We start from the raw sequence: 21,397 nt of genomic DNA, 5'->3' as shown, positions 1-21,397 counted from the left end.
ATGAATGTTTACACCACTGACAAAATACGCAACGTTGTTCTGTTAGGTCACGGTGGAGCAGGGAAGACAAGCCTTCTGGAAGCGATGGCATACCTGACCGGTATTACTTCCAGGCTCGGCTCTGTCGCGGACGGCACCACCCTGAGCGATTTTGATAAAGAAGAGCAGAACCGTAAGTTCTCAATCAATACCTCGATGGCTCCGATCATCTGGAATGACTGCAAGATCAATGTTCTTGATACCCCCGGGTATTTCGATTTCATCGGCGAGGTGGAGGAGGCTGTCGCTGCGGCCGACGCGGCGATCATCGTTGTCAACGGCAAGAATGGTGTCGAGGTCGGTACACAGAAGGCATGGGAACTCTGTGAAAAGTACCATCTTCCGCGGATGTTCTACGTTTCAAACATGGACTTTGACAACGCCTCGTACAGAAAGATCGTCGAGACGCTGACCGACCTTTACGGCAAGAAGATTGCCCCGATGTACCTTCCGATTCGTGAGAATGAGAAGTTTGTCGGCTATGTCAACGTCGTCAAGCAGCGCGCACGCCGCTACGTGGACAAGCAGAACAAGGTGGAGTGCGAGATCCCCGATTATCTGAAGGATTACCTCGCTAATTACCGTGACACGATGCTGGAGTCCGTCGCCGAGACGAGCGAAGCCTTCATGGACCGCTATTTCAACGGAGAAGAGTTCACAGAGGCGGAGATCGTGTCCGCCCTCAAGGCGAATGTCTCCACCTGTGACATGGTGCCTGTCACAATGGGCGCCAGCGTCAACCTCCAGGGCATCATGATTCTTCTTGATGATATCATCAGCTATTTCCCAAGCCCGAAGGAACGCCAGATCGCCGGAGTCAGCCTGAAATCGAATGAGATCTTCCAGGCGGACTATGACTTCTCGAAGGCGAAGAGTGCGTTTGTCTGGAAGACAATCGTCGATCCGTTCATCGGCAAGTATTCGATGATCAAGGTGGCCTCAGGATCGCTTCGTCCGGACGATATGCTGTTCGATACGGAGAATCAGAATGAATTCCGCGCCGGCAAGCTCTATGTGTTTGAGGGCAGCAAGCCGACCGAGGTATCCGAGCTGATGGCCGGGGACATCGGTGCACTCTCCAAGCTGGATGTTGACACACGTGACAGCATTTCCACCAAGGCGAACCCGGTCCAGTATGGTAAGTTCGAAATCTCAACTCCTTACACCTATAAGAAATATGTGGCAGTGACAAAGGGCGAGGAGGACAAGGCAGCGCAGGGGCTCTCGAAGCTCGCGCAGGAAGACCAGACGCTTCGTGTCGTCAACGATGCGGAGAACCATCAGACGCTTCTCTACGGGATCGGTGACCAGCAGCTTGAGGTTGCGGCCAGCAAGCTTCTGAACAAGTACAAGGTAAAAATCGCGCTTGAGAAGCCGGCGGTTGCGTACCGCGAGACGATCCGGAAGACATCTGATGTCGACAGCAAGTACAAGAAGCAGTCCGGCGGACATGGCCAGTATGGTCACGTCAAGATGAAGTTTGAACCGTCGGGGGATCTGGAGAAGCCTTATGTCTTTGAGCAGATTGTGGTCGGCGGATCCGTTCCGAAGAATTACTTCCCGGCAGTCGAGAAGGGAATTGCAGAGTCTGTCCTGAAGGGACCGATGGCCGGATACCCGGTTGTCGGGGTCAAGGCGGTCCTGTACGATGGCTCCTACCATCCGGTCGATTCATCCGAGCAGGCCTTCAAGACCGCAGCCAGCATGGCCTTCAAGAAGGGCTTCATGGAGGCAGGGCCGGTCCTGCTTGAACCGATTGCTTCCCTGAAGGTCACGGCACCTGACAAGTATACCGGCGACATCATGGGCGATCTCAACAAGAGACGCGGCCGCGTGCTTGGCATGAACCCTGATCACAAGGGGAACACGATCGTGGAGGCGGATGTCCCGCAGAGCGAGCTGTACGGCTACTGCACGACGCTTCGTTCCATCACTGGCGGAGCAGGAAGCTTCGAGTATACGTTCGCCCGCTATGAGCAGGCGCCTGCGGATGTTCAGGAGAAGGAGATCGAGGCAAGGGCCGAGGAAGCTACAAAGTAAATCTTGTAATTTAAAATTACCGTGTGTTATAATGCGAATGTTGATTTCCGCTTGCGTTTCGGGCACTGGACACTGTTTTGTAGATTCCACGACCGGGATCGCGTGGCAGTGGGAAGAGTGAATTCGTTCGTATAAGGAGGCATCATTATGAAGCATATTCAGACCCTCAGCACCAGATCTCTTCAGCAGTCTCTCAAGAAGGGCGGATGCGGCGAGTGCCAGACATCCTGCCAGTCTGCATGCAAGACCAGCTGCACGGTCGGCAACCAGACCTGCGAGCAGATGAAGAAGAACTGACGGGAGCGTCATTTCCATTCTAGTCTAGGCTGATTCAAGATGTATTATGACAGGCTGTCGCAGATAGGACCTGCGGCAGCCTGTTCTGTGATAACAGGGAAGAGGAGTATAAGCTTTTGGTTCATCAGTATCGCAACAACGGATATAACATTGCCCTGGATGTAGACAGCGGAAGCGTTCACATTCTGGACGATCTCAGCTATCAGCTGATTGCTGAACTTGAAAAAAACAGAGCGCTGACCGACGAGGAGCTGACCGGGATGTTCGGGGACAGATATGACCCTTCGGACATTCGGGAGGCACTCTCGGAGATTCACGGCCTTGAGTCGGCCGGTCAGCTCTTCACAGAAGATGTCTACAAGAACGCCGTCATCGATTTCAAAAACAGACCGACCGTCGTCAAGGCACTCTGTCTGAATATCGCGCACGATTGCAATCTTGCGTGCAGGTATTGTTTCGCAGAGGAAGGAGAATATCACGGAAGACGGGCGCTCATGAGCTATGAGGTCGGCTGTCAGGCGCTCGATTTTCTCGTCGCTCACTCCGGCAACAGACACAACCTGGAGGTTGACTTCTTCGGAGGCGAACCTCTTATGAACTGGGAGGTTGTCAAAAAGCTGGTCGCATATGGAAGGTCACTTGAAAAAAAGCATGACAAGCACTTCCGTTTTACCATCACGACAAACGGCGTTCTTCTGAACGACGAGGTCATGGAATTCTGCAACCGCGAGATGGACAATGTTGTCATGAGTCTGGACGGAAGGCAGGCTGTTCATGATCACATGCGTCCGTTCCGGAACGGCAAGGGCAGCTATGAGCTGGTCGTCCCGAAGTTCCAGAAGTTTGCGGCACAGAGAAAGGCACTCGGAAAACAGTATTACATCCGTGGAACCTACACACACTACAATCTCGATTTTGCCAGGGACGTCATTCATTTTGCGGATCTCGGATTCGATCAGCTCTCGATGGAGCCTGTTGTCGCCCCGGCTGATGCGGATTACGCCATCCGCCCGGAGGATATCCCGGTTCTGAAGGAGCAGTATGACCTCCTGGCCCGGGAGATGATCCGCCGTGAGAAGGAGGGAAGAGGGTTTACCTTCTTCCACTTTATGATTGACCTGACGGGCGGTCCGTGCGTCTACAAGCGCCTCTCCGGCTGCGGCTCCGGAACGGAATACCTTGGTGTCACGCCCTGGGGAGACCTGTACCCGTGTCACCAGTTTGTCGGGAATGAGCAGTTTCTCCTCGGCAACGTAAAAGACGGCATTGTCCGGACGGACATCGTTGACAGCTTCAAGTGCTGCAATGTCTATTCCAGAAAGGAATGCCGCACCTGCTTTGCGCGGTACTATTGCAGCGGCGGCTGCGCATCGAATTCATGGAATTTCCATGGCCGGATTGATGATGTATACGAGATCGGCTGCGAGCTGGAGAGAAAGCGGGTTGAATGTGCCATTATGATCAAGGCAGCCCTTGCGGGCAGTCCGGAATCATAAAGATAAAAAGCAAAGGAGTCATACCAATGAGCAAGAAGAAGGCAAGAATCATTCTGATCCTTCTGGCAGCTTCCCTGGTCCTTCTGCTCTACACTGCGTTTATCGGGTGGGGACCGACCGGGACAGGTGCCATGAAAAACATCAAGCTGGGTCTTGATCTGGAGGGCGGCGTGTCTGTCACTTATCAGGCAAAGGAAGACAACCCTTCAGCCGAGGACATGGCAGACACCGTGTACAAGCTCCAGAAGCGTGTCGACGCGATCTCGACCGAAGCGCATGTCTATCAGGAAGGATCGAACCGGATCAACATCGAGATTCCCGGTGTCTCCAACGCAGAGGAGATCCTCGCCCAGCTGGGAAAACCAGGCTCTCTGAAGTTTGAGCTTTCGGACGGAACCGAAATTCTGGACGGTTCTCATATTGAGTCTGCGGAAGCCGCTTCCACCAGAGACAACATGAATAACACCAAATACGTTGTCGAGGTTACCTTTGACAAGAAAGGTGCGAAGGCATTCAGCGATGCGACAACCAAGAATGTCGGGAAGCCGATTTCCATTGTCTACGATGGAGAGACGATCAGTTCCCCGGTTGTGCAGCAGGCCATCACAGACGGGAAGTGCGAAATTTCAGGCAACTTCACGCTGGATTCCGCCAAGGAGCTGGCCTCTTCCATCCGTATCGGCTCTCTTTCCCTGGAGCTGGAGGAAATCCGCTCGCAGGTTGTCGGCGCACAGCTCGGTCAGCAGGCTCTGAAGACCTCTCTGATCGGAGGCATCATCGGCGTCATCTGTGTCATGATCATCATGATCCTTGCCTACAAGGTTCCGGGCATTGTCGCTTCCTTCGCCCTTCTTCTCTACACAGCGCTGGATCTCGTTGCCATGAACGCCTTTGACATGACGCTGACGCTTCCGGGGATTGCAGGTGTCATCCTGTCAATCGGTATGGCAGTCGATGCAAACGTCATCATCTATGCCCGCATCCGCGAGGAGATTGCAAACGGCAACTCTGTCCGTTCTGCCATTGACACCGGATTCCGCAAGGCCCTGTCCGCTATCATCGACGGCAATGTCACCACACTGATCGCATGCCTGGTTCTTTACATCATGGGAACAGGCTCTGTGAAGGGCTTCGCCGAATCCCTGGCACTTGGTATTTTCCTGTCCATGTTTACAGCGCTTTTCGTGTCCAAGTGGATTGTCAAGTCCTTCTACGCGCTTGGCATGTCCGATCCGAAATACTTCGGAAAGATGATCGCGATCAAGCGGCTCAACATGGTCGGGCGCAGGAAGCTTTTCTTCACGGTCGCTCTGATCGCAATCCTGACCGGCCCTGTCGCCTGCATCGCAAACCATGCAGCAGGAAGAGGGGCTCTGAACTTCTCGATGGAGTTCCGCGGCGGCACCTCCACAGATGTGACGTTCAAGGATTCCTACGACATCAATGCCATCGATACAAAGATCAAGCCTGTCATTCAGAAGGTGATCGGGGAGGCAGAGGTGCAGGCACAGAAGGTTGCCGGCGGTAATGAAATCATCTTCAAGACCCGCACGCTGAGCAATGACGAACGCCAGAAGCTTTCCGACGCTCTCGACAAGGAATTCCCGATCGATACGTACAAGGACAACGCCGGTGAGCAGGCAAAGGCCATCAGCTTTGAAACAATATCCGGAACCGTTTCAAATGAGATGAGAAGAGATGCAATCGTTGCGGTCATCATCGCGGTCGTCTGCATGCTGATCTACATCTGGTTCCGTTTCTCGGATCTGCGCTTTGCCTCCTCGGCAATCATCGCCCTGATCCACGACGTGCTGGTCGTGTTTGCAAGCTATGCCATCACACGGATCTCGGTCGGCGGTACCTTCATCGCGGTTATGCTGACAATCGTCGGTTATTCGATCAACTCCACGATCGTCATCTTCGACCGTGTCCGCGAGAATCTGAAGAGCCGCGACAAGTATGAATCGCTTGAGGCTCTGGTAGATGACAGCATCACCTCCACTATGACGCGAAGCATCTACACCTCGCTGACAACATTTGTCACCGTCTTCTTCCTGTACATCGTCGGTGTGCCTTCGATCAAGGAATTCTCACTTCCGCTGATCGTCGGTATCATTGCCGGAATGTACTCCTCCGTGTGCCTGACCGGAGCGATGTGGTACACGATGCGGATCCGTAAGGACAAGAAGGACCAAGCAGCTGCGCAGTCCGCTGCAGCTGCAAAGGTAGCCGGCAAAATTACTGCGAGCAAGAAAAAGAAAAAGCATGTCCCACAGTCCTGAATCCTGACTGACAAATCATTTTCAGGCTGCCGGTAGACAGCTGGAATGAGCCTGCGGCTCCCCCGCGCTGCGCCATACGCACCGGGAGGCCGCAGGCCTTTTTTGACTTTGTTTTATCAGACGCAGAAAGGTGGATGACAGTGGAAAAATGGTTCGAAATCCGGAAATCCGGAGATTTCATCAAAATGGGAAAGCAATTCGGTATTGATCCGATGGCAGCAAGGGTCATGCGGAACCGTGGAATTGAGAGCGAAGCGGATGCCGGACGTTATCTGTACGGGTCGCTCCAGGATCTCGACAGTCCCGCCGGGCTGGATGGGATTGACAGGGCGTCGGACATCATCCTGGAGAAAATCCGGCAGCATAAACCGATCCGTGTCATCGGAGACTATGATATCGATGGTGTCTGCGCGACCTGCATCCTTGTGGAGGGGCTTTCAGCCCTCGGCGGCGATGTTTCCTATGATATTCCCGAGCGGCTTTCCGACGGCTATGGTCTCAATGTCCGCCTGGTGAAAGAGGCCATCCGGGATGGGATCGATACACTGATCACGGTCGATAACGGGATCTCTGCCTTGTCCCAGATTCAGCTTGCAAAGGACGCCGGCATGACGGTCATTGTGACAGACCATCATTCGCAGCCTTACCGGGAGGAGGACGGCGTCCGGCTCTGGCTGAAACCATCCGCAGATGTTGTCATCGATCCGAACCTGCACGACTGCAGATATCCGAACAAGGCACTCTGCGGCGCAGGGGTTGCGTGGAAGCTCCTCTATATGATGGAAGCCCGCCTCCAGACATCAAAAGGAGGCCTTCCATCTCCGGAAGGCTGTCCGCTGACAATGGAGCTTCTCCCGTTTGCTGCATTTGCGACGGTCGGAGATGTCATGGACCTGAAGGGAGAGAACCGGATTCTTGTCAAAACAGGGCTCCGTCTCCTGGAAAAATCGGATAATATCGGGATGAGAGCGCTCATATCAGCCTGCGGGCTCCAGGGTCGGGCTCTTTCGGCCTATCACATCGGCTTTGTACTGGGCCCCTGTATCAACGCCGGCGGAAGACTGGAGACAGCACACGAGGCAGTGGCACTTTTCCTATCCGGGGACGCGCAGAAGGCCCGCCTGCTCGCAGAGCATCTCTGCAGCCTCAACCAGGAGCGAAAGGAGCTGACCGACAGGGGAGTTGTACAGGCCATGGCGGAAGCAGAGAGTGAACCTCTTTCATCCGATAAGGTCCTCGTGATCTATCTGCCGGGGACACACGAATCCATCGCGGGCATCATCGCCGGGAAAGTGAGAGAGCGCAGTGGCAAGCCATGCTTTATTCTGACAGATGCCCAGGAAGAAGGCCTGTTAAAGGGAAGCGGCCGCTCGATTGCGGAATACTCGATGTATGATGAGCTGGTAGGTTGCGGCGATCTGCTCGAAAAATTCGGCGGTCACCCGATGGCGGCCGGTTTATCTCTCCGGGCAGAGAAGCTGGACGCTTTCCGCAGAAGGCTCAATGCAGCCTGCACACTGACAGAGGAGGATCTCGCGCGAAAAGTCATGCTGGACGCGAGACTTCCGCTTTCGTACATTTCCGAGGAACTTGTTGAAAGTCTGAAGCTTCTGGAGCCCTTTGGAAAAGGGAATGAGCGTCCTCTATTCGGGGAGCAGAACCTCTCTCTTCTTTCCTGCAGGGTGCTGGGAAAACGAAGAAATGTACTGAAGCTTGCGGTTGCATCCGGTACCCGGCGCATGAGCGCAGTCTGTTTCTGTGACGCGGACAGTCTGCTCCAAAGGCTCGCTGCAAAGGGCGGCGAGGATGAGGTGAAGAAGCTGATGGCAGGCCTTCCCAACAGTCTGCGTGTGACGGCTGCCTTCTATCCGGAGGTGAATGAATACCGCGGACACAGAGAGATTCAGATATGTATAACAAACATGAAATGATTACAGTGTCAATCGTCCGCCGCCACGCATGCCTGCATGCGAGTGGTGGCAGGACTTTATTTACACGCCCCACATGAGGCGCAGGCAACACGAGAATGCCGAATGTTCACGTCCGTTCACGTCTGTGAAAAATTTGACAATCAGTCCGCGAGAGAGTACGATAGAAAAGATACTGAGGGAGCTGACTGGTGTCTGAAAATCAGTTCGGCTTTTATCATGAGAAAGGAGAAAGACAGCACATATGGGTGAAATCACACAATACAGCTATTTCCCCGGATGTACGCTGAAGACCAAGGCCAGGGATCTTGACCGCTATGCCAGATCCTGTGCGGCGAAGCTCGGCGCAGAGCTTGTCGAGCCGGAGATGTGGCAGTGCTGCGGCGGTGTCTATCCGCTTGGCTCTGACGAGATCGGGAACAAGCTGTCCTCTGTGAGGGCGCTGAACGATGCCAAGGAACATGGCCTGGAGCTCGTAACCGTCTGTTCCGCCTGCTACCATGTCATCAAGCGGGTGAATGATGATATGGCCAATGTTCCGGATATCCAGACGCGTGCGAACAACTACGCGCAGTTCGATGAACCCTACAGGGGAGAGACGAAGGTTCTGCATTATCTGGAGCTCCTCCGCGACCGGATCGGTTTTGACAAGGTGAAGGAAGCGGTGACAAAGCCGCTGACCGGGAAGAAGATCGGAGCGTACTATGGCTGCCTTCTGCTTCGTCCGTCAAAGATCCTTCAGTTTGATGATCCGGAGAATCCTTCCATCATGGAAGACTTCATCAGCGCTGTCGGCGCGACACCGGTCCGTTACCAGATGCGGAATGAATGCTGCGGCGGCTACCGTTCGATGGAAAACCGTGCACTTTCCGACAAGCTCGTCGGCAAAATTTTCACAGACGCAAAGAACGCCGGCTGTGAGGAGCTGATCACCGCCTGTCCGCTCTGCTGGTACAACCTGAACCAGTACCAGGGGCCGGACAAACTCCCGGTCCGCTACATGACCGAGGTTCTCGCGGAGGCGCTTGACCTTCTGGAAGCGAAGCCGGATCCAGCTGAGCTTGACGGCGTTTCCTGTGCATGTATGCACGAAGCCGGAAAGGAGGCCTGAAGATGACTCCTGATGAAAGATTGATCAGAGACGAGATTCTCACAATCTCGGAAGTCGATGTGACAAAGTGCATGCATTGCGGCAAGTGCTCTGCTTCCTGCCCGGCCTACGATGTGATGGACATCAAGCCGCACCAGTTCCCGAGCTATATGGCTCACGGTGAGATCCGCGAGCTGATGAATTCCACAACGATCTGGGAATGCCTTGGGTGCTCCACCTGCATTGAGAGATGCCCGAGGAATGTCAAGCCGGGCAAGCTCATCGATGGTGTCCGCCAGGCTGTCATACGTCAGCGCGGCGGTTCCCACCTGTACCCGGAACAGATTCCGGCTATGGTCGACCCACAGATGCCGCAGCAGCTGCTCGTCAGCGTACTGCGCAGAGAGAGAAAGTAAGCGGAGGTGAAATCAGGTGCAAAGAATCGGTGTATTTGTCTGTCACTGCGGCACAAACATCGCCGCTACGGTTGATGTTTCCAAAGTCGCCGAGGCAGCCAAACATGAGCCGGGCGTGGTCTATGCCGTTGATTACACATATATGTGTTCCGAGAACGGTCAGAATCTGATCGCCCAGGCAATCAAGGATTACGGTCTTACCGCAATCGTGGTCTGCTCCTGCTCTCCGCGTATGCATGAGGCTACATTCCGTGCCGTTGCCGAGAAGGCCGGCATCAACCCGTTCATGGTAGAGATCGCCAACATCCGTGAGCAGTGTTCCTGGGTCCACAAGGATATGGAGGAAGGAACACCGAAGGCGATCACGCTGATGAAGACAGCTGTCGCAAAGGTCAATCTGGACAGCCCGCTTCAGGAAGGCGAGAGCACGGTTACAAAGCGCGCTCTGGTCATCGGCGGCGGAATCGCAGGAATCCAGACAGCGCTTGACATTGCGGATGCCGGATACAAGGTTGACATCGTTGAAAAGCTTCCGTCCATCGGCGGCCGTATGAGTCAGCTGGACAAGACATTCCCGACACTTGACTGCTCATCCTGTATCCTCACTCCGAGGATGACAGAGGTCAATCAGAACCCGAATATCCGGATCTTCACATACTCTGAGGTGACGGATGTATCCGGCTTCGTCGGAAACTTCACAGTCCAGATCACAAAGCATTCACGTTCCGTAAGGGCTGAGGACTGCACAGGCTGCGGGATCTGCACATCCAAGTGTCCGTCCAGAAAAACTCCGAATGAATTCAACAGAGGACTCGATACAAGACCGGCGATCTATATTCCATTCGCACAGGCGATTCCGAATGTTCCGGTCATCGACAAGGAGCACTGCATCCATTTCAAGACCGGAAAGTGCGGAATCTGCTCCAAGGTCTGCCCGTCCCACGCAGTCGACTACGAGCTGAAGGACGAGATCATCGAGGAAAAGTACGGTGCGATTGTCGTTGCGACTGGGTTCGATATGATCGATCTTCACAAGTTCGGCGAGCTCGGCTACGGTGTGAGCAAGGATGTCGTTTCCTCCATCGAGCTGGAACGACTGATGAACGCAGCCGGTCCGACATCCGGCCATCTTGAAAGGATGTCCGACCATAAGCAGCCGAAGGAAATGGTCTTCATCCAGTGTGTCGGCTCCAGATGCGCGCCGGATGACAGGAGAGGAAAGACCTACTGTTCCAAGATCTGCTGTATGTACACAGCAAAGCAGGCAATCCTGATCAAGGATCACTATCCGGACACCAACATCCATGTGTTCTACATCGATGTCCGTACGCCGGGAAAGAATTTTGATGAATTCTACCGCAGAGCGGTCGAGCAGTATGGCGTTGACTACATCAAGGGCAATGTCGGAAAGGTGACACCGCTTCCGAACGGAAAGCTTCATGTCCACGGCGTTGACCTTCTCGACCAGAAGGATGTCGAGATCGATGCGGACATGGTTGTCCTTGCAGGCGCGATCGAGCCGAACCCGGATATCCGGAAGCTGGCGACGATGCTGACGCTCTCCATCGACAACAACAACTTCCTCAACGAAGCGCATGCAAAGCTTCGCCCGGTTGAGGCAGCAACCGCCGGTGTCTTCATGTCCGGTGTCGTCCAGGGTCCGAAGGACATCCCGGAGACAGTTGCCCAGGCAGGTGCGGCCGCCATCAAGGTTGTCGGCCTTCTTGCAAAGGACAAGCTGAAGACGAATCCGTGCATTGCAGAGCCGGATGAGCTGTACTGCAACGGCTGCTCCGTCTGCGCGAATGTCTGCCCGTACGGCGCGATCACTTATGTCGACAAGGAAATTCGTGATCATGGTCTGCGTGAGACCAGAAGAATCGCTTCGGTCAACTCGGCTCTGTGCAAGGGCTGCGGTGCCTGCTCGGTAGCATGCCCGTCCGGCGCGATGAACCTGAAAGGATTCACCAACAGACAGATCATGGCGGAGGTAGATACAGTATGCCAGTAATCGAAAAGACTGCCTCCCCGGAGGCGATGCTTGAAAAGGAGAACCTCGCATATCTCGGCGAGGCGGACGCAAAGAAGGAGAACACCTTCACACCGAAGATCGTCGCATTCTGCTGTAACTGGTGTTCCTATGCAGGGGCCGATCTTGCCGGCAACAACAGAGCGGACTACCCGGCGGACATCAAAATTATCCGTGTCCCGTGTTCCGGACGTGTCAATCCGCTGTTCATCATGAGGGCATTCGAGAAGGGCGCCGACGGTGTCATCATCTGCGGCTGCCACCCGGGAGACTGCCACTATACGACAGGGAACTACTACACACGCAGAAGAATGGCCCTTCTGATTTCGATGCTGGACTATCTGGGTGTCGACAAGGGAAGAGTCCGCGTTGAGTGGGTTTCCGCTTCGGAAGGGGCGAGGTTCGCATCGATCATGAACGAGTTTGCAGATACGATCAAAAACCTCGGCAGGAACGTGAGATTGGAGGATATCAGATGCAGGAATTGATCAACCGCGCAAAAGAACTCCTCGCTGACGGCACTGTCGTCCGCGTTCTCGGCTGGAAGAAAGGGGATCTGCCGTACAATCCGGAGCCGCATATCTTTACGTCTGCCGAGGAGCTCGAGAAGGATTTCATTTACAATGGATTCTGCGGCGCAAACCTCAGCAAATACATGATTGCGGCAACAAAGCTGGAAGGAAAGACGCTTGTCTTTCTGAAACCGTGCGACACGTTCAGCTTCAACCAGCTGATCAAGGAGCATCAGGTCAACCGCGACAATGCGTACATCATCGGTGTCGGCTGCAAGGGCAAGCTCGACCACAGAAAGTTCGCCGCAATGGGGCTTGGCGATATCGCCGAGATCTCCGGAATCGAGCTGAGCGACGCATGCGACCGGATTCATGTAAAGACAATTTACGGCGAGGAGAAGGACATCGATTACCGCGATGTCATGCTGGAAAGATGCTTCTTCTGCAAGACGAAGGAACATCAGATCTTCGATGAGAAGCTCCTCGATTCCAAGGATACCGTAGCAGAGGGGGCTGACCGCTTTGAGGAAGTCCGAAAGATTGAAGCGATGACCCCGGCGGAGCGCTATGCGTTCTTCCGCTCGGAGCTTTCAAAGTGCATTCGCTGCAACGCCTGCAGGAATGTCTGTCCGGCATGCAACTGCAGACACTGTGTCTTTGACAATACGAAATATGACACAGCCCAGAAGGCGAACGCTGATACATTTGAGGAGAATATGTTCCACATCATCCGCGCCTTCCATGTCGCAGGCAGATGTACAGACTGCGGTGAGTGTTCCAGAGTCTGTCCGCAGAACATTCCGTTGCATCTGTTCAACCGCAAGTTCATTCTGGATGCAGATGACCTGTATGGAGAGTTCCAGGCCGGTTCGGATACGACGACTCCAGGACCTCTGACCGCATACACGCTTCACGATGTTGAGCCCGCAGCCGGGCTGGAGAGGAGCAGAGGATGAAAAAGATTGCGAAAGAGAACCTCCCGAAGCTCTTTGCTGAGGTATCGGCTGCAATGGATCTCTTCACACCTGTGAAGATGGCCGATGTGACAAACTGGGGACTGTGGGATGACAGCAGAGTGGCAGACCTTGACACGCTGAAAACGGTCAAGAGCCCGAAGGATGTCTTCTTCCCACAGTGTCAGACGCTTTACATGGTTCACCACGATGACAATGGATTCGAGATCAGCCCGATGAAGCTGACCGAGAAACCATTCTGTGTGTTCGGAATCCGTCCGTGTGATGTGAAGGCGCTGACGGTCATGGATCAGGTTTTCCTGAACCAGGAGCCGGTTGACACCTTCTACAAGGCGAGAAGAGAACATGCCGTTCTGGTATCCCTCGCGTGCCACAAGCCGGCGCAGACTTGCTTCTGCAAGGTCTTCGGCACGGATGCTGCGGCTCCGGATGCAGATGTCGCAATGTGGGAGATCGACGGGTTCTTCTATCTTGATGCACAGACAGAGAAGGGCAGCGCATGGCTGGATCAGTTTGCAGATGCCTTCGAGGATGCAGGAGATGTTAGTGAGAAGATCTCAAAGGAGCAGGATTCGATCCGCGGCATTGTCGAAACGCTTCCCTACACGCATCTCTCGCTTGAAGGCTGGGGTCCCGGCAAGGTTGAGGAGAAGTTCAATGATCCTCACTGGAAGGAGCTCTCGGATGCATGTCTGGCATGCGGTACCTGTACCTTCGTCTGCCCGACCTGCCAGTGCTACGACATCAAGGACTTCAATACCGGCCACGGCATCCAGAGATACCGCTGCTGGGACAGCTGCATGTACTCCGACTTCACGCTGATGGCAGCGGCGAACAACCGTCTGACCCAGATGCAGCGCTATCGCCAGAGATTCATGCACAAACTGGTATACTTCCCGGAGAACAACAACGGCCTGTATATGTGCGTCGGCTGCGGCCGCTGCGTGGACAAGTGTCCGCAGGCACTGAATATTGTCAAGGTAATTAAGACGATGGGAAAGGAGAACGCAGATGTCTGAAGAATGCCTGTGCCATAACGACAAATATGTGCGTGACGCTCTGATCCCTCAGGTCGGAGTTATTCAGAAGATCACGCAGGAAACGCCTGATGTGAGATCCTTCCAGGTCATCAAACCGGGCGGCGGCAAGCTGATCGACCAGATGCCCGGACAGTGCGCGATGATCTGCGCACCCGGAATCGGTGAGGCGATGTTCTCCATCACATCCTCACCTACCGTCAAGGATTACAACGAATTCTCCATCAAGGAATGCGGAGAGCTCACCACTTATCTTCATGGCCTTCACGAGGGAGACCAGATTCTGGTCAGAGGTCCCTATGGCAACCATTTCCCGGTCGAGGACAAGTTCAAGGGCAAGAACCTCCTGTTCATCGCAGGTGGAATCGGCCTTGCGCCGCTTCGCTCTGTCATCAACTACTGTCTCGCACACCGTGAGGACTACGGAACCATCAACATTCTCTACGGCTCCCGCTCAAAGAAGGATCTCGTCAAGCTTGAGGAAATCCAGAACGTATGGGAGAAGGCCCCGAACACGAATGTCTATCTGACCATCGACCGGGAAGATCCGGAATGGAACGGTCACGTAGGCTTTGTCCCGACCTACCTCAAGGAAGTCGGATTCGACACAGACCTGACCGCGATCATCTGCGGGCCGCCGATCATGATCAAGTTCTGCTTGCAGGGTCTGACAGAACTCGGCTTCTCGAAGGAGCAGGTTTACACGACACTGGAACTTCGCATGAAATGCGGAATCGGCAAGTGCGGCCGCTGCAACATCGGAACCAAGTACGTCTGCAAGGACGGTCCTGTGTTCAGATGCGACCAGATTGACGAACTCCCCCAGGAATATTAATTAAAGGCAGCCACAGACAGACAGTACGGGAAGGAATGCACGCTCGCGTGCAATTCCTGAGCGGACTGGCTGGCTGTGGGGCACGTGGCGAAGCCACGGTGCCCCGACAAAGCGAGCAGCTTTGTTGCGAGCCTTGCCGAGGCTGCCTGCATGCTGCCCGGTTCTCAAGCAGACCGGATGACAATTTTTCTTTCAAGAAAGGACAAAGCCATGGAGAAGATGGTGAACGTATACTTCTACGGAAAGCGCTACAGCGTTCCGGAGAGTCTGACCGTCATCGCAGCCTGGGAGTATGCCGGCTACACGCTGAAGCGCGGAGTCGGATGCCGTCACGGCTTCTGCGGTGCCTGTGCTACAATCTACCGCATCAAGGGCTCCAACGAGCTCCATACCTGTCTTGCCTGCCAGAAGCAGGTCGAGGACAACATGTATATTGCCTCGATCCCGTTCTATCCGCAGGATAAGAGAATCTACAACATCAATGATCTGAAGGTCTCCGATAACGTCATGATGGAGCTGTATCCGGAGATCTACAGCTGCATCGGCTGCAATGCCTGCACAAAGGCCTGCCCGCAGAGCCTGAACGTTATGCAGTACATCGCATACGCACAGAGAGGGGACTTCGAAAAGTGCGCAGAAGAATCCTTTGACTGTGTCATGTGCGGCTGCTGCTCGACCAGATGCCCGGCCGGCATTTCTCACCCGTATGTAGGCCTTCTTGCGAGAAGACTGACCGGCAAGTATATTGCTCCGAAGAGCCAGCATCTCGAGAAGAGAGTCGAGGAAATTGCTGAAGGCAAGTTCGACGAGCCGATGAAGGAGATGGCATCTCTCCCGACCGAGAAGCTTGAAGAGCTCTACAACAACCGCGAGATCGAGAAATAAGGAGGGGCGAAGATGTATACAGAAGAGATGCTGGAATCCATCAAAAAGGTGGAGGCGACCCGTCCGGAGCGTCTTCACACGGAACCAAGGCGTCTGAATGCCGAGGAGAAGGATGAACTCCTCAGACAGTGGCATCCGGATTACCGCGAGGATGCATTTGATACCATCAAGATCGGCCCGAACAAGGGTCAGAAGGCTCCGAAGCAGCTCGCTGAGCTTCTTCACTCCAACAGCCGCCTGTACGGCATGAACATTGACCTGTCCAAGGTTGATTATGACACGGATGTCCTGGTCATCGGCGGAGGCGGAGCGGGATGCTCCGCAGCAATCGAGGCGGACAATGCCGGCGCGAAGGTCATGATCGTGACAAAGCTCCGCGCAGGTGATGCCAACACCATGATGGCAGAGGGCGGTATCCAGGCTGCAGACAAGGAGAATGACTCTCCTGTACAGCATTTCCTGGATGCATACGGCGGCGGCCATTTTGCCGCAAAGCGTGAGCTTGTCGAAAAGCTTGTCATGGAAGCGCCGGATGCCATCAAATGGCTGAACGATCTCGGTGTCATGTTCGACAAGACACCGGATGGAACCATGATCACAACACACGGCGGCGGAACCTCCAGAAAGAGAATGCATGCCTGCAAGGATTATTCCGGTGCTGAGATTATGCGTACTCTCCGCGATGAGGTTCAGAACCGCCAGATCCCGGTCATCGAATTCACGTCGGCAGTTGAGCTGATCAAGGATTCCAAGGGACAGGTTGCAGGTGCTGTTCTTCTGAATATGGAGACAGGTGATTATCTGGTTGCGCGCGCGAAGGTTGTCATCCTCGCGACCGGCGGCTGCGGAAGACTTCATTACCAGAACTTCCCGACCTCCAACCACTATGGCGCAACGGCAGACGGCCTGATCCTCGCATACCGCGCAGGCGCTCCGCTGCTGTATCAGGATACAATTCAGTATCATCCGACCGGAGCTGCATTCCCGTCTCAGATTCAGGGCGCACTGGTCACCGAGAAGGTTCGTTCTCTCGGCGCACAGCTTGTCAACAAGGACGGGGTTGCATATCTTCATCCGCTGGAAACCCGCGATGTCTCCGCGGCTGGCATCATCCGTGAGTGCAAGGGCAGACATGAAGGTGTCACGACACCGCTTGGCGATGCCATCTGGCTCGATACCCCGATGATCGAACAGCTCGGCGGCGAAGGCACGATTGAGGCCAGAATCCCGGCCATGCTCCGCATGTTCCTGCAGTACGGCATCGACATGCGCAAGGTACCGGTTCCGGTTTACCCGACCCTGCACTACCAGAACGGTGGTGTCGAGATCAACGCTGAATGCGCGACCAGCATCGACAATCTGCTTGTCGCGGGTGAGTGCTCCGGCGGTGTCCATGGAAGAAACCGTCTGATGGGGAACTCTCTTCTGGATGTCATTGTCTTTGGCCGTGATGCCGGAAAGAGCGCTGCGAAGAGAGCAGCTTCTGTCGAGCTTGGCGAACCAACCCTGGAGCATGTGACAGAGTACGCCGAGGAGCTTGAGGAAGCAGGTCTGAACACCGGAAAGGTTTCCCCGCTTCTTCTTCCGAAGTACGCACGCCACGCACGTGAGTACGAGCAGAGAGGCTTCCAGTTCCAGTAAACAAGATCTGCTGAAACGAATTTCAGCTTACCGGAGGAGACACATGAGGGACATAGACGTCAGCGTCATCACTGATGCAATCGAGAAGATGTGTATCAACGCGAACCGTCACCTTCCGCAGGACATGCAGGCCGGCATCAAGGCCTGCAGAGCCTGTGAGGACGGACCGATTGCCTGCACGATTCTCGACCAGATTATCGACAACTTTCAGACCGCGGACAAGGAGAATGTCCCGATCTGCCAGGACACCGGAATGGCATGCATCTTCCTCGAAGTCGGACAGGAAGTGCATTTTACAGGCGGCGCTCTGTATGATGCCGTCAATGAAGGTGTCAGAAGAGGTTATACAAAGGGATATCTGAGAAAGAGCGTTGAAGCGGATCCGATCCGCCGTGGCAACACCGGAGACAACACACCGGCTATGATTACAGTCGACATTGTCCCGGGAGACAAGGTCAAGATCACAGTCGCGCCGAAGGGATTCGGCTCCGAAAACATGAGTGCGCTTCGCATGTTCAAGCCCTCCGCGGGCCTTCAGGGCATCAAGGATTTCATTCTGGAGACGGTTGAAAAGGCAGGCCCGAATCCGTGCCCGCCGATCGTTGTCGGGGTCGGAATCGGCGGCAATTTCGACCATGTTGCCCTGGCAGCCAAGAAGGCGCTTCTCCGTCCGATCGACTCCCACAACCCGGATCCGTATTATGCGGCTCTCGAGGATGAGATGCTTGAGAAGATCAATGAACTGGGCATCGGTCCGCAGGGCTTTGGCGGAAGGACGACCGCTGTCGGTGTCAATATCGAAACCCTTCCGACACACATTGCCGGGATGCCCTGTGCAGTCAATATCAGCTGCCACGTGACAAGACATGAAACGGAGGTGATCTGAGATGGCTGAGGAACTTCGCAGAGTACAGCTTCCGCTGACCCCTGAGCTTGCCAGGACACTTCACATGGGAGACAATGTTCTCCTGACCGGAACCATCTATACGGCCCGCGACGCAGCCCATGAGCGCATGACGGAGAACCTTGCAAAAGGAATCCCGCTTCCGTTTGATCCGATGAATGCAACGATCTACTATGTCGGCCCGACACCGGCTGAGCCTGGAAAGGTGATCGGATCCGCCGGACCGACAACCGCCGGTCGTATGGACAAATGGGCACCCGAGATGATTTCTCTCGGCGCCCGCGGCATGATCGGAAAAGGCGCCCGCCAGCCATCTGTTGTCGATGCGATGAAGAAGTACAGCGGTGTGTACTTCGGAGCCATCGGCGGGGCAGGTGCACTGCTTGCCAAGCACATCAAGAAGTGTAAGCTGATTGCTTATGAGGATCTTGGTCCTGAGGCAATCAGAGAGCTTTATGTTGAGGATTTTCCGGTGACAGTGATCATCGACAGTGAAGGCAATGACCTCTATAAGAGCGGCAGGGCAGAGTACCTGAAGCTTCATGAGGAAAATCAGAAAGCTTAAACAGCCTTTCAGAAGGGCGTCTGTGTCTCCAGCCGGATATGCAGACGCCTTTCTTATATGGTTATTGTGTAGCATGGATGCGGCACGGTATGTGATACCATCTGTTCCATATTATGATATGCATCCGGCAGCATTCTGCCGCTCTCTGATGCATGGTTGAGACGGTTTTATCTGTATGGTATAATGACACCTGTTTCAGCAGATTTAAATTGTATATTGAAAGGTTTATCTTCTATGACAGGCAAGCAAAGGGCATATCTGAAGAGTCTGGCTTCTACCTCAGAGACCATTCTTCAGGTTGGAAAAGAGGGGCTCACACCGGAGTGTACAGCGTCCATCGCGGAGGCGCTGGCAGCGAGAGAGCTGGTCAAAATCGGTATTCTCCAGAATTATGACGGAGATCTGGAGGATCTCGCGAGGACGGCTGCGGAGCGCACCCGCTCTCAGCTGGTCCAGGTGATCGGAAGAAAGTTTGTCCTATACAAGGAAGGCCGGGATGAAAAGAAGAAGATCATCCTGCCGCCGGCCGGAAAGAAGAACTGATGCCCGCCTTGCGAAGAAAAGTCGGGATCATGGGCGGAACATTTGACCCGATCCATATCGGGCACCTGATTCTCGGGGAGAGTGCATACGAGCAGTTCCAGCTCGACACGGTTCTGTTTATGCCATCGGGAAATCCTCCACACAAAAGGAACCGCGAGGGGGCATCAAACAGTCAGCGGATCGAGATGGTCCGGCTCGCAATTGAGGGGAACAATCATTTTCAGCTGTCCCTCGAGGAGATGCATGAGGAAGGGTACACCTACACGAAGGAGACCCTGACCCGTCTGGCAGCCGAGCATCCCGATACGGATTACTTTTTCATCATGGGAGCTGATTCCCTGTTCGAATTTGATACGTGGAGGTGCCCGGATGAGATTGCCCGTCTCTGTACACTGATTGTGGCCGTCCGGGACGGACTTTCCTCCAGCGAGCTCGATCCCCGGATTGATGAACTGAAGGTCCGATACCAGGCGGACATCCGGAAGCTTACTAGCCCGAATCTTGACATTTCCTCCCATATGATCCGGAGATGGATTTCCGAGGGAGCCAGCATCCGGTATTATGTCCCTGATCCGGTGCGGACGTACATCATGGAAAATGGAGTCTACAGATGCAGTACGATTTCATAAAGACAGAACACAGGCTCAGGAAAGAACTGGATGAAGACCGTTATCAGCATACGCTTGGTGTGATGTTCACAGCGTCTTCGCTTGCCATGTGTCACGGCGCCGACATCCAGAAGGCAGAGTGTGCGGGGCTTCTACATGACTGCGCAAAGTGCATTCCGAATGAGCGGAAGCTGAAGCTCTGTCAGGAGTATGGAATTGAAGTATCAAAGACAGAGCTGAAGGCACAGTACCTGCTGCATTCCAAGCTTGGTGCATATCTTGCGAAAGAGCAGTATGGCGTCACTGATGAAGATGTCCTGAGTGCGATCCGATGGCATACGACCGGCCGGCCGAATATGTCCGTTCTGGAGAAAATCATCTTCATTGCAGACTATATCGAACCTGCCCGGTATAAGGCAGCAAACCTCCCGGAGATCAGAGCACTGGCATTCCGGGATTTGAACCAGACCGTGCTCCGAATCCTGGAAGACACCCTTCATTACCTGGATAAAGGTCACGGAGAGATCGATGAGATGAGCCGGAGTGCTTTCCGGTACTATTACAACCTGTTCAATGAGCCGGATGACAAGGGAGATTCCCTGACCGTCTGATCCCGGCATATCGCTACAAAGTTTTTATACCCGCCATGGAGGGAATGAGAATGGCAGATGAAAAATCGAGAGAAATGACGATCCTGGCCTACCACGCACTGGAGGACAAGAAGGCCGCCGACATCAGCGTGATCGATATCGGACACGTGAGTGTCATCGCAGACTATTTTCTGATCGCCTCAGGCGAAAACCGCAACCAGGTCCAGGCGATGGCCGATCATGTCTCGGAAACGCTCGGCAAGGCCGGGTTTGTCCCGAAGGACACGGAAGGATACCAGAACGCAAACTGGGTGCTCCTTGATTTCGGCGATCTGATTGTCCACATCTTTGACCGTGAGAACCGGCTGTTCTATGACCTGGAGCGGATCTGGCGCGACGGCCGGCAGGTAACCATCGAAGAGCTGTCCGATTCCCAGGCAGAGGAAAAATGAATCCCTGTTCCGGGAAAGACGGGCCTCGGTCAAAATTATTTTTATGAAAACCTGAATTCCGAACATTTTTTATTGACATTTTAGTCAGATGATGTATAGTAAGGCTTAACCACTGAAACAATCAGGCAGAAAACAGGTTCCTGTAATCGTGCAGCCGGTTGTAAAAGATACACGATAGCAGCAAGGCACAAAGGCGTGCAGAGGAAAGGAAATCTTTCTTCTGTGCGCCTTTTT

Annotated in this window: 20 protein-coding genes; all 20 read left to right on the top strand. The window is 54.2% G+C overall.

Annotated features, from left to right (window positions below; all coding sequences use genetic code 11):
* Positions 1–2,079: an elongation factor G gene (locus tag FYJ35_RS07210; RefSeq protein ID WP_154525038.1), complete on the top strand. Its 2,079-nt coding sequence runs from the start codon at positions 1–3 to the stop codon at positions 2,077–2,079.
* Between the two features lie 147 nt (positions 2,080–2,226).
* Positions 2,227–2,376: a six-cysteine ranthipeptide SCIFF gene (gene scfA / locus FYJ35_RS07205; RefSeq protein WP_154525036.1), complete on the top strand. Its 150-nt coding sequence runs from the start codon at positions 2,227–2,229 to the stop codon at positions 2,374–2,376.
* 116 nt (positions 2,377–2,492) lie between these two features.
* A complete protein-coding gene (gene scfB, locus FYJ35_RS07200; RefSeq protein ID WP_154525033.1) occupies positions 2,493–3,872 on the top strand; it encodes a thioether cross-link-forming SCIFF peptide maturase in 1,380 nt (459 codons plus the stop codon).
* Between the two features lie 26 nt (positions 3,873–3,898).
* Entirely contained in the window at positions 3,899–6,154 is a 2,256-nt protein-coding gene (gene secD / locus FYJ35_RS07195; RefSeq protein WP_154525031.1) for a protein translocase subunit SecD, read from the top strand.
* Positions 6,155–6,339: 185 nt separating this feature from the next.
* Complete coding sequence (recJ, locus tag FYJ35_RS07190) at positions 6,340–8,085, top strand: single-stranded-DNA-specific exonuclease RecJ (RefSeq protein ID WP_235906441.1); 1,746 nt, start codon at positions 6,340–6,342, stop codon at positions 8,083–8,085.
* 241 nt (positions 8,086–8,326) lie between these two features.
* Complete coding sequence (locus FYJ35_RS07185) at positions 8,327–9,193, top strand: CoB--CoM heterodisulfide reductase iron-sulfur subunit B family protein (protein WP_154525027.1); 867 nt, start codon at positions 8,327–8,329, stop codon at positions 9,191–9,193.
* Between the two features lie 2 nt (positions 9,194–9,195).
* A complete protein-coding gene (locus tag FYJ35_RS07180) occupies positions 9,196–9,588 on the top strand; it encodes a 4Fe-4S dicluster domain-containing protein (RefSeq protein ID WP_154525025.1) in 393 nt (130 codons plus the stop codon).
* 16 nt (positions 9,589–9,604) lie between these two features.
* Positions 9,605–11,599: a CoB--CoM heterodisulfide reductase iron-sulfur subunit A family protein gene (locus FYJ35_RS07175; protein ID WP_277066733.1), complete on the top strand. Its 1,995-nt coding sequence runs from the start codon at positions 9,605–9,607 to the stop codon at positions 11,597–11,599.
* A 26-nt stretch (positions 11,600–11,625) separates the two neighbouring features.
* Complete coding sequence (locus FYJ35_RS07170) at positions 11,626–12,105, top strand: hydrogenase iron-sulfur subunit (protein ID WP_154525151.1); 480 nt, start codon at positions 11,626–11,628, stop codon at positions 12,103–12,105.
* Positions 12,093–13,085 (top strand): 4Fe-4S dicluster domain-containing protein, encoded by a 993-nt coding sequence (locus tag FYJ35_RS07165; protein WP_154525023.1) that lies wholly within the window; start codon positions 12,093–12,095, stop codon positions 13,083–13,085. Before FYJ35_RS07170 ends, FYJ35_RS07165 begins: the two co-directional genes overlap by 13 nt.
* Positions 13,082–14,122: a 4Fe-4S dicluster domain-containing protein gene (locus tag FYJ35_RS07160; RefSeq protein ID WP_154525021.1), complete on the top strand. Its 1,041-nt coding sequence runs from the start codon at positions 13,082–13,084 to the stop codon at positions 14,120–14,122. Before FYJ35_RS07165 ends, FYJ35_RS07160 begins: the two co-directional genes overlap by 4 nt.
* On the top strand, positions 14,115–14,975 hold the full coding sequence (locus FYJ35_RS07155) for an FAD/NAD(P)-binding protein (protein WP_154525019.1): 861 nt from the start codon (positions 14,115–14,117) through the stop codon (positions 14,973–14,975). Before FYJ35_RS07160 ends, FYJ35_RS07155 begins: the two co-directional genes overlap by 8 nt.
* A gap of 210 nt (positions 14,976–15,185) precedes the next feature.
* Positions 15,186–15,860, top strand: a complete 675-nt coding sequence (locus FYJ35_RS07150; RefSeq protein WP_154525150.1) for a 4Fe-4S dicluster domain-containing protein — start codon at positions 15,186–15,188, stop codon at positions 15,858–15,860.
* Positions 15,861–15,872: 12 nt separating this feature from the next.
* Positions 15,873–17,501 (top strand): FAD-dependent oxidoreductase, encoded by a 1,629-nt coding sequence (locus tag FYJ35_RS07145; protein WP_154525017.1) that lies wholly within the window; start codon positions 15,873–15,875, stop codon positions 17,499–17,501.
* 43 nt (positions 17,502–17,544) lie between these two features.
* Positions 17,545–18,387, top strand: a complete 843-nt coding sequence (locus FYJ35_RS07140; protein ID WP_154525015.1) for a fumarate hydratase — start codon at positions 17,545–17,547, stop codon at positions 18,385–18,387.
* A gap of 1 nt (position 18,388) precedes the next feature.
* The gene (locus FYJ35_RS07135) at positions 18,389–18,970 is read left to right on the top strand and encodes a Fe-S-containing hydro-lyase (RefSeq protein WP_154525013.1); all 582 of its coding nucleotides are present in this window, start codon (positions 18,389–18,391) and stop codon (positions 18,968–18,970) included.
* Positions 18,971–19,204: 234 nt separating this feature from the next.
* Complete coding sequence (locus tag FYJ35_RS07130; RefSeq protein ID WP_154525011.1) at positions 19,205–19,513, top strand: YhbY family RNA-binding protein; 309 nt, start codon at positions 19,205–19,207, stop codon at positions 19,511–19,513.
* 29 nt (positions 19,514–19,542) lie between these two features.
* Positions 19,543–20,142 (top strand): nicotinate-nucleotide adenylyltransferase, encoded by a 600-nt coding sequence (gene nadD, locus FYJ35_RS07125; protein ID WP_331469177.1) that lies wholly within the window; start codon positions 19,543–19,545, stop codon positions 20,140–20,142.
* Positions 20,124–20,732: a bis(5'-nucleosyl)-tetraphosphatase (symmetrical) YqeK gene (yqeK, locus tag FYJ35_RS07120; RefSeq protein ID WP_154525007.1), complete on the top strand. Its 609-nt coding sequence runs from the start codon at positions 20,124–20,126 to the stop codon at positions 20,730–20,732. The genes nadD and yqeK overlap by 19 nt, the downstream gene beginning before the upstream one ends.
* A 50-nt stretch (positions 20,733–20,782) precedes the next feature.
* Positions 20,783–21,163, top strand: a complete 381-nt coding sequence (gene rsfS, locus FYJ35_RS07115; protein WP_154525005.1) for a ribosome silencing factor — start codon at positions 20,783–20,785, stop codon at positions 21,161–21,163.
* Positions 21,164–21,397: the final 234 nt, after the last annotated feature.

Source organism: Porcincola intestinalis (assembly GCF_009696445.1).
In the GTDB taxonomy this organism is placed as follows: Bacteria; Bacillota; Clostridia; order Lachnospirales; family Lachnospiraceae; genus Porcincola; species Porcincola intestinalis.
The sequence above is the reverse complement of the archived record's forward strand: the minus strand, read 5'-3'. Positions and strand labels throughout refer to the sequence as shown.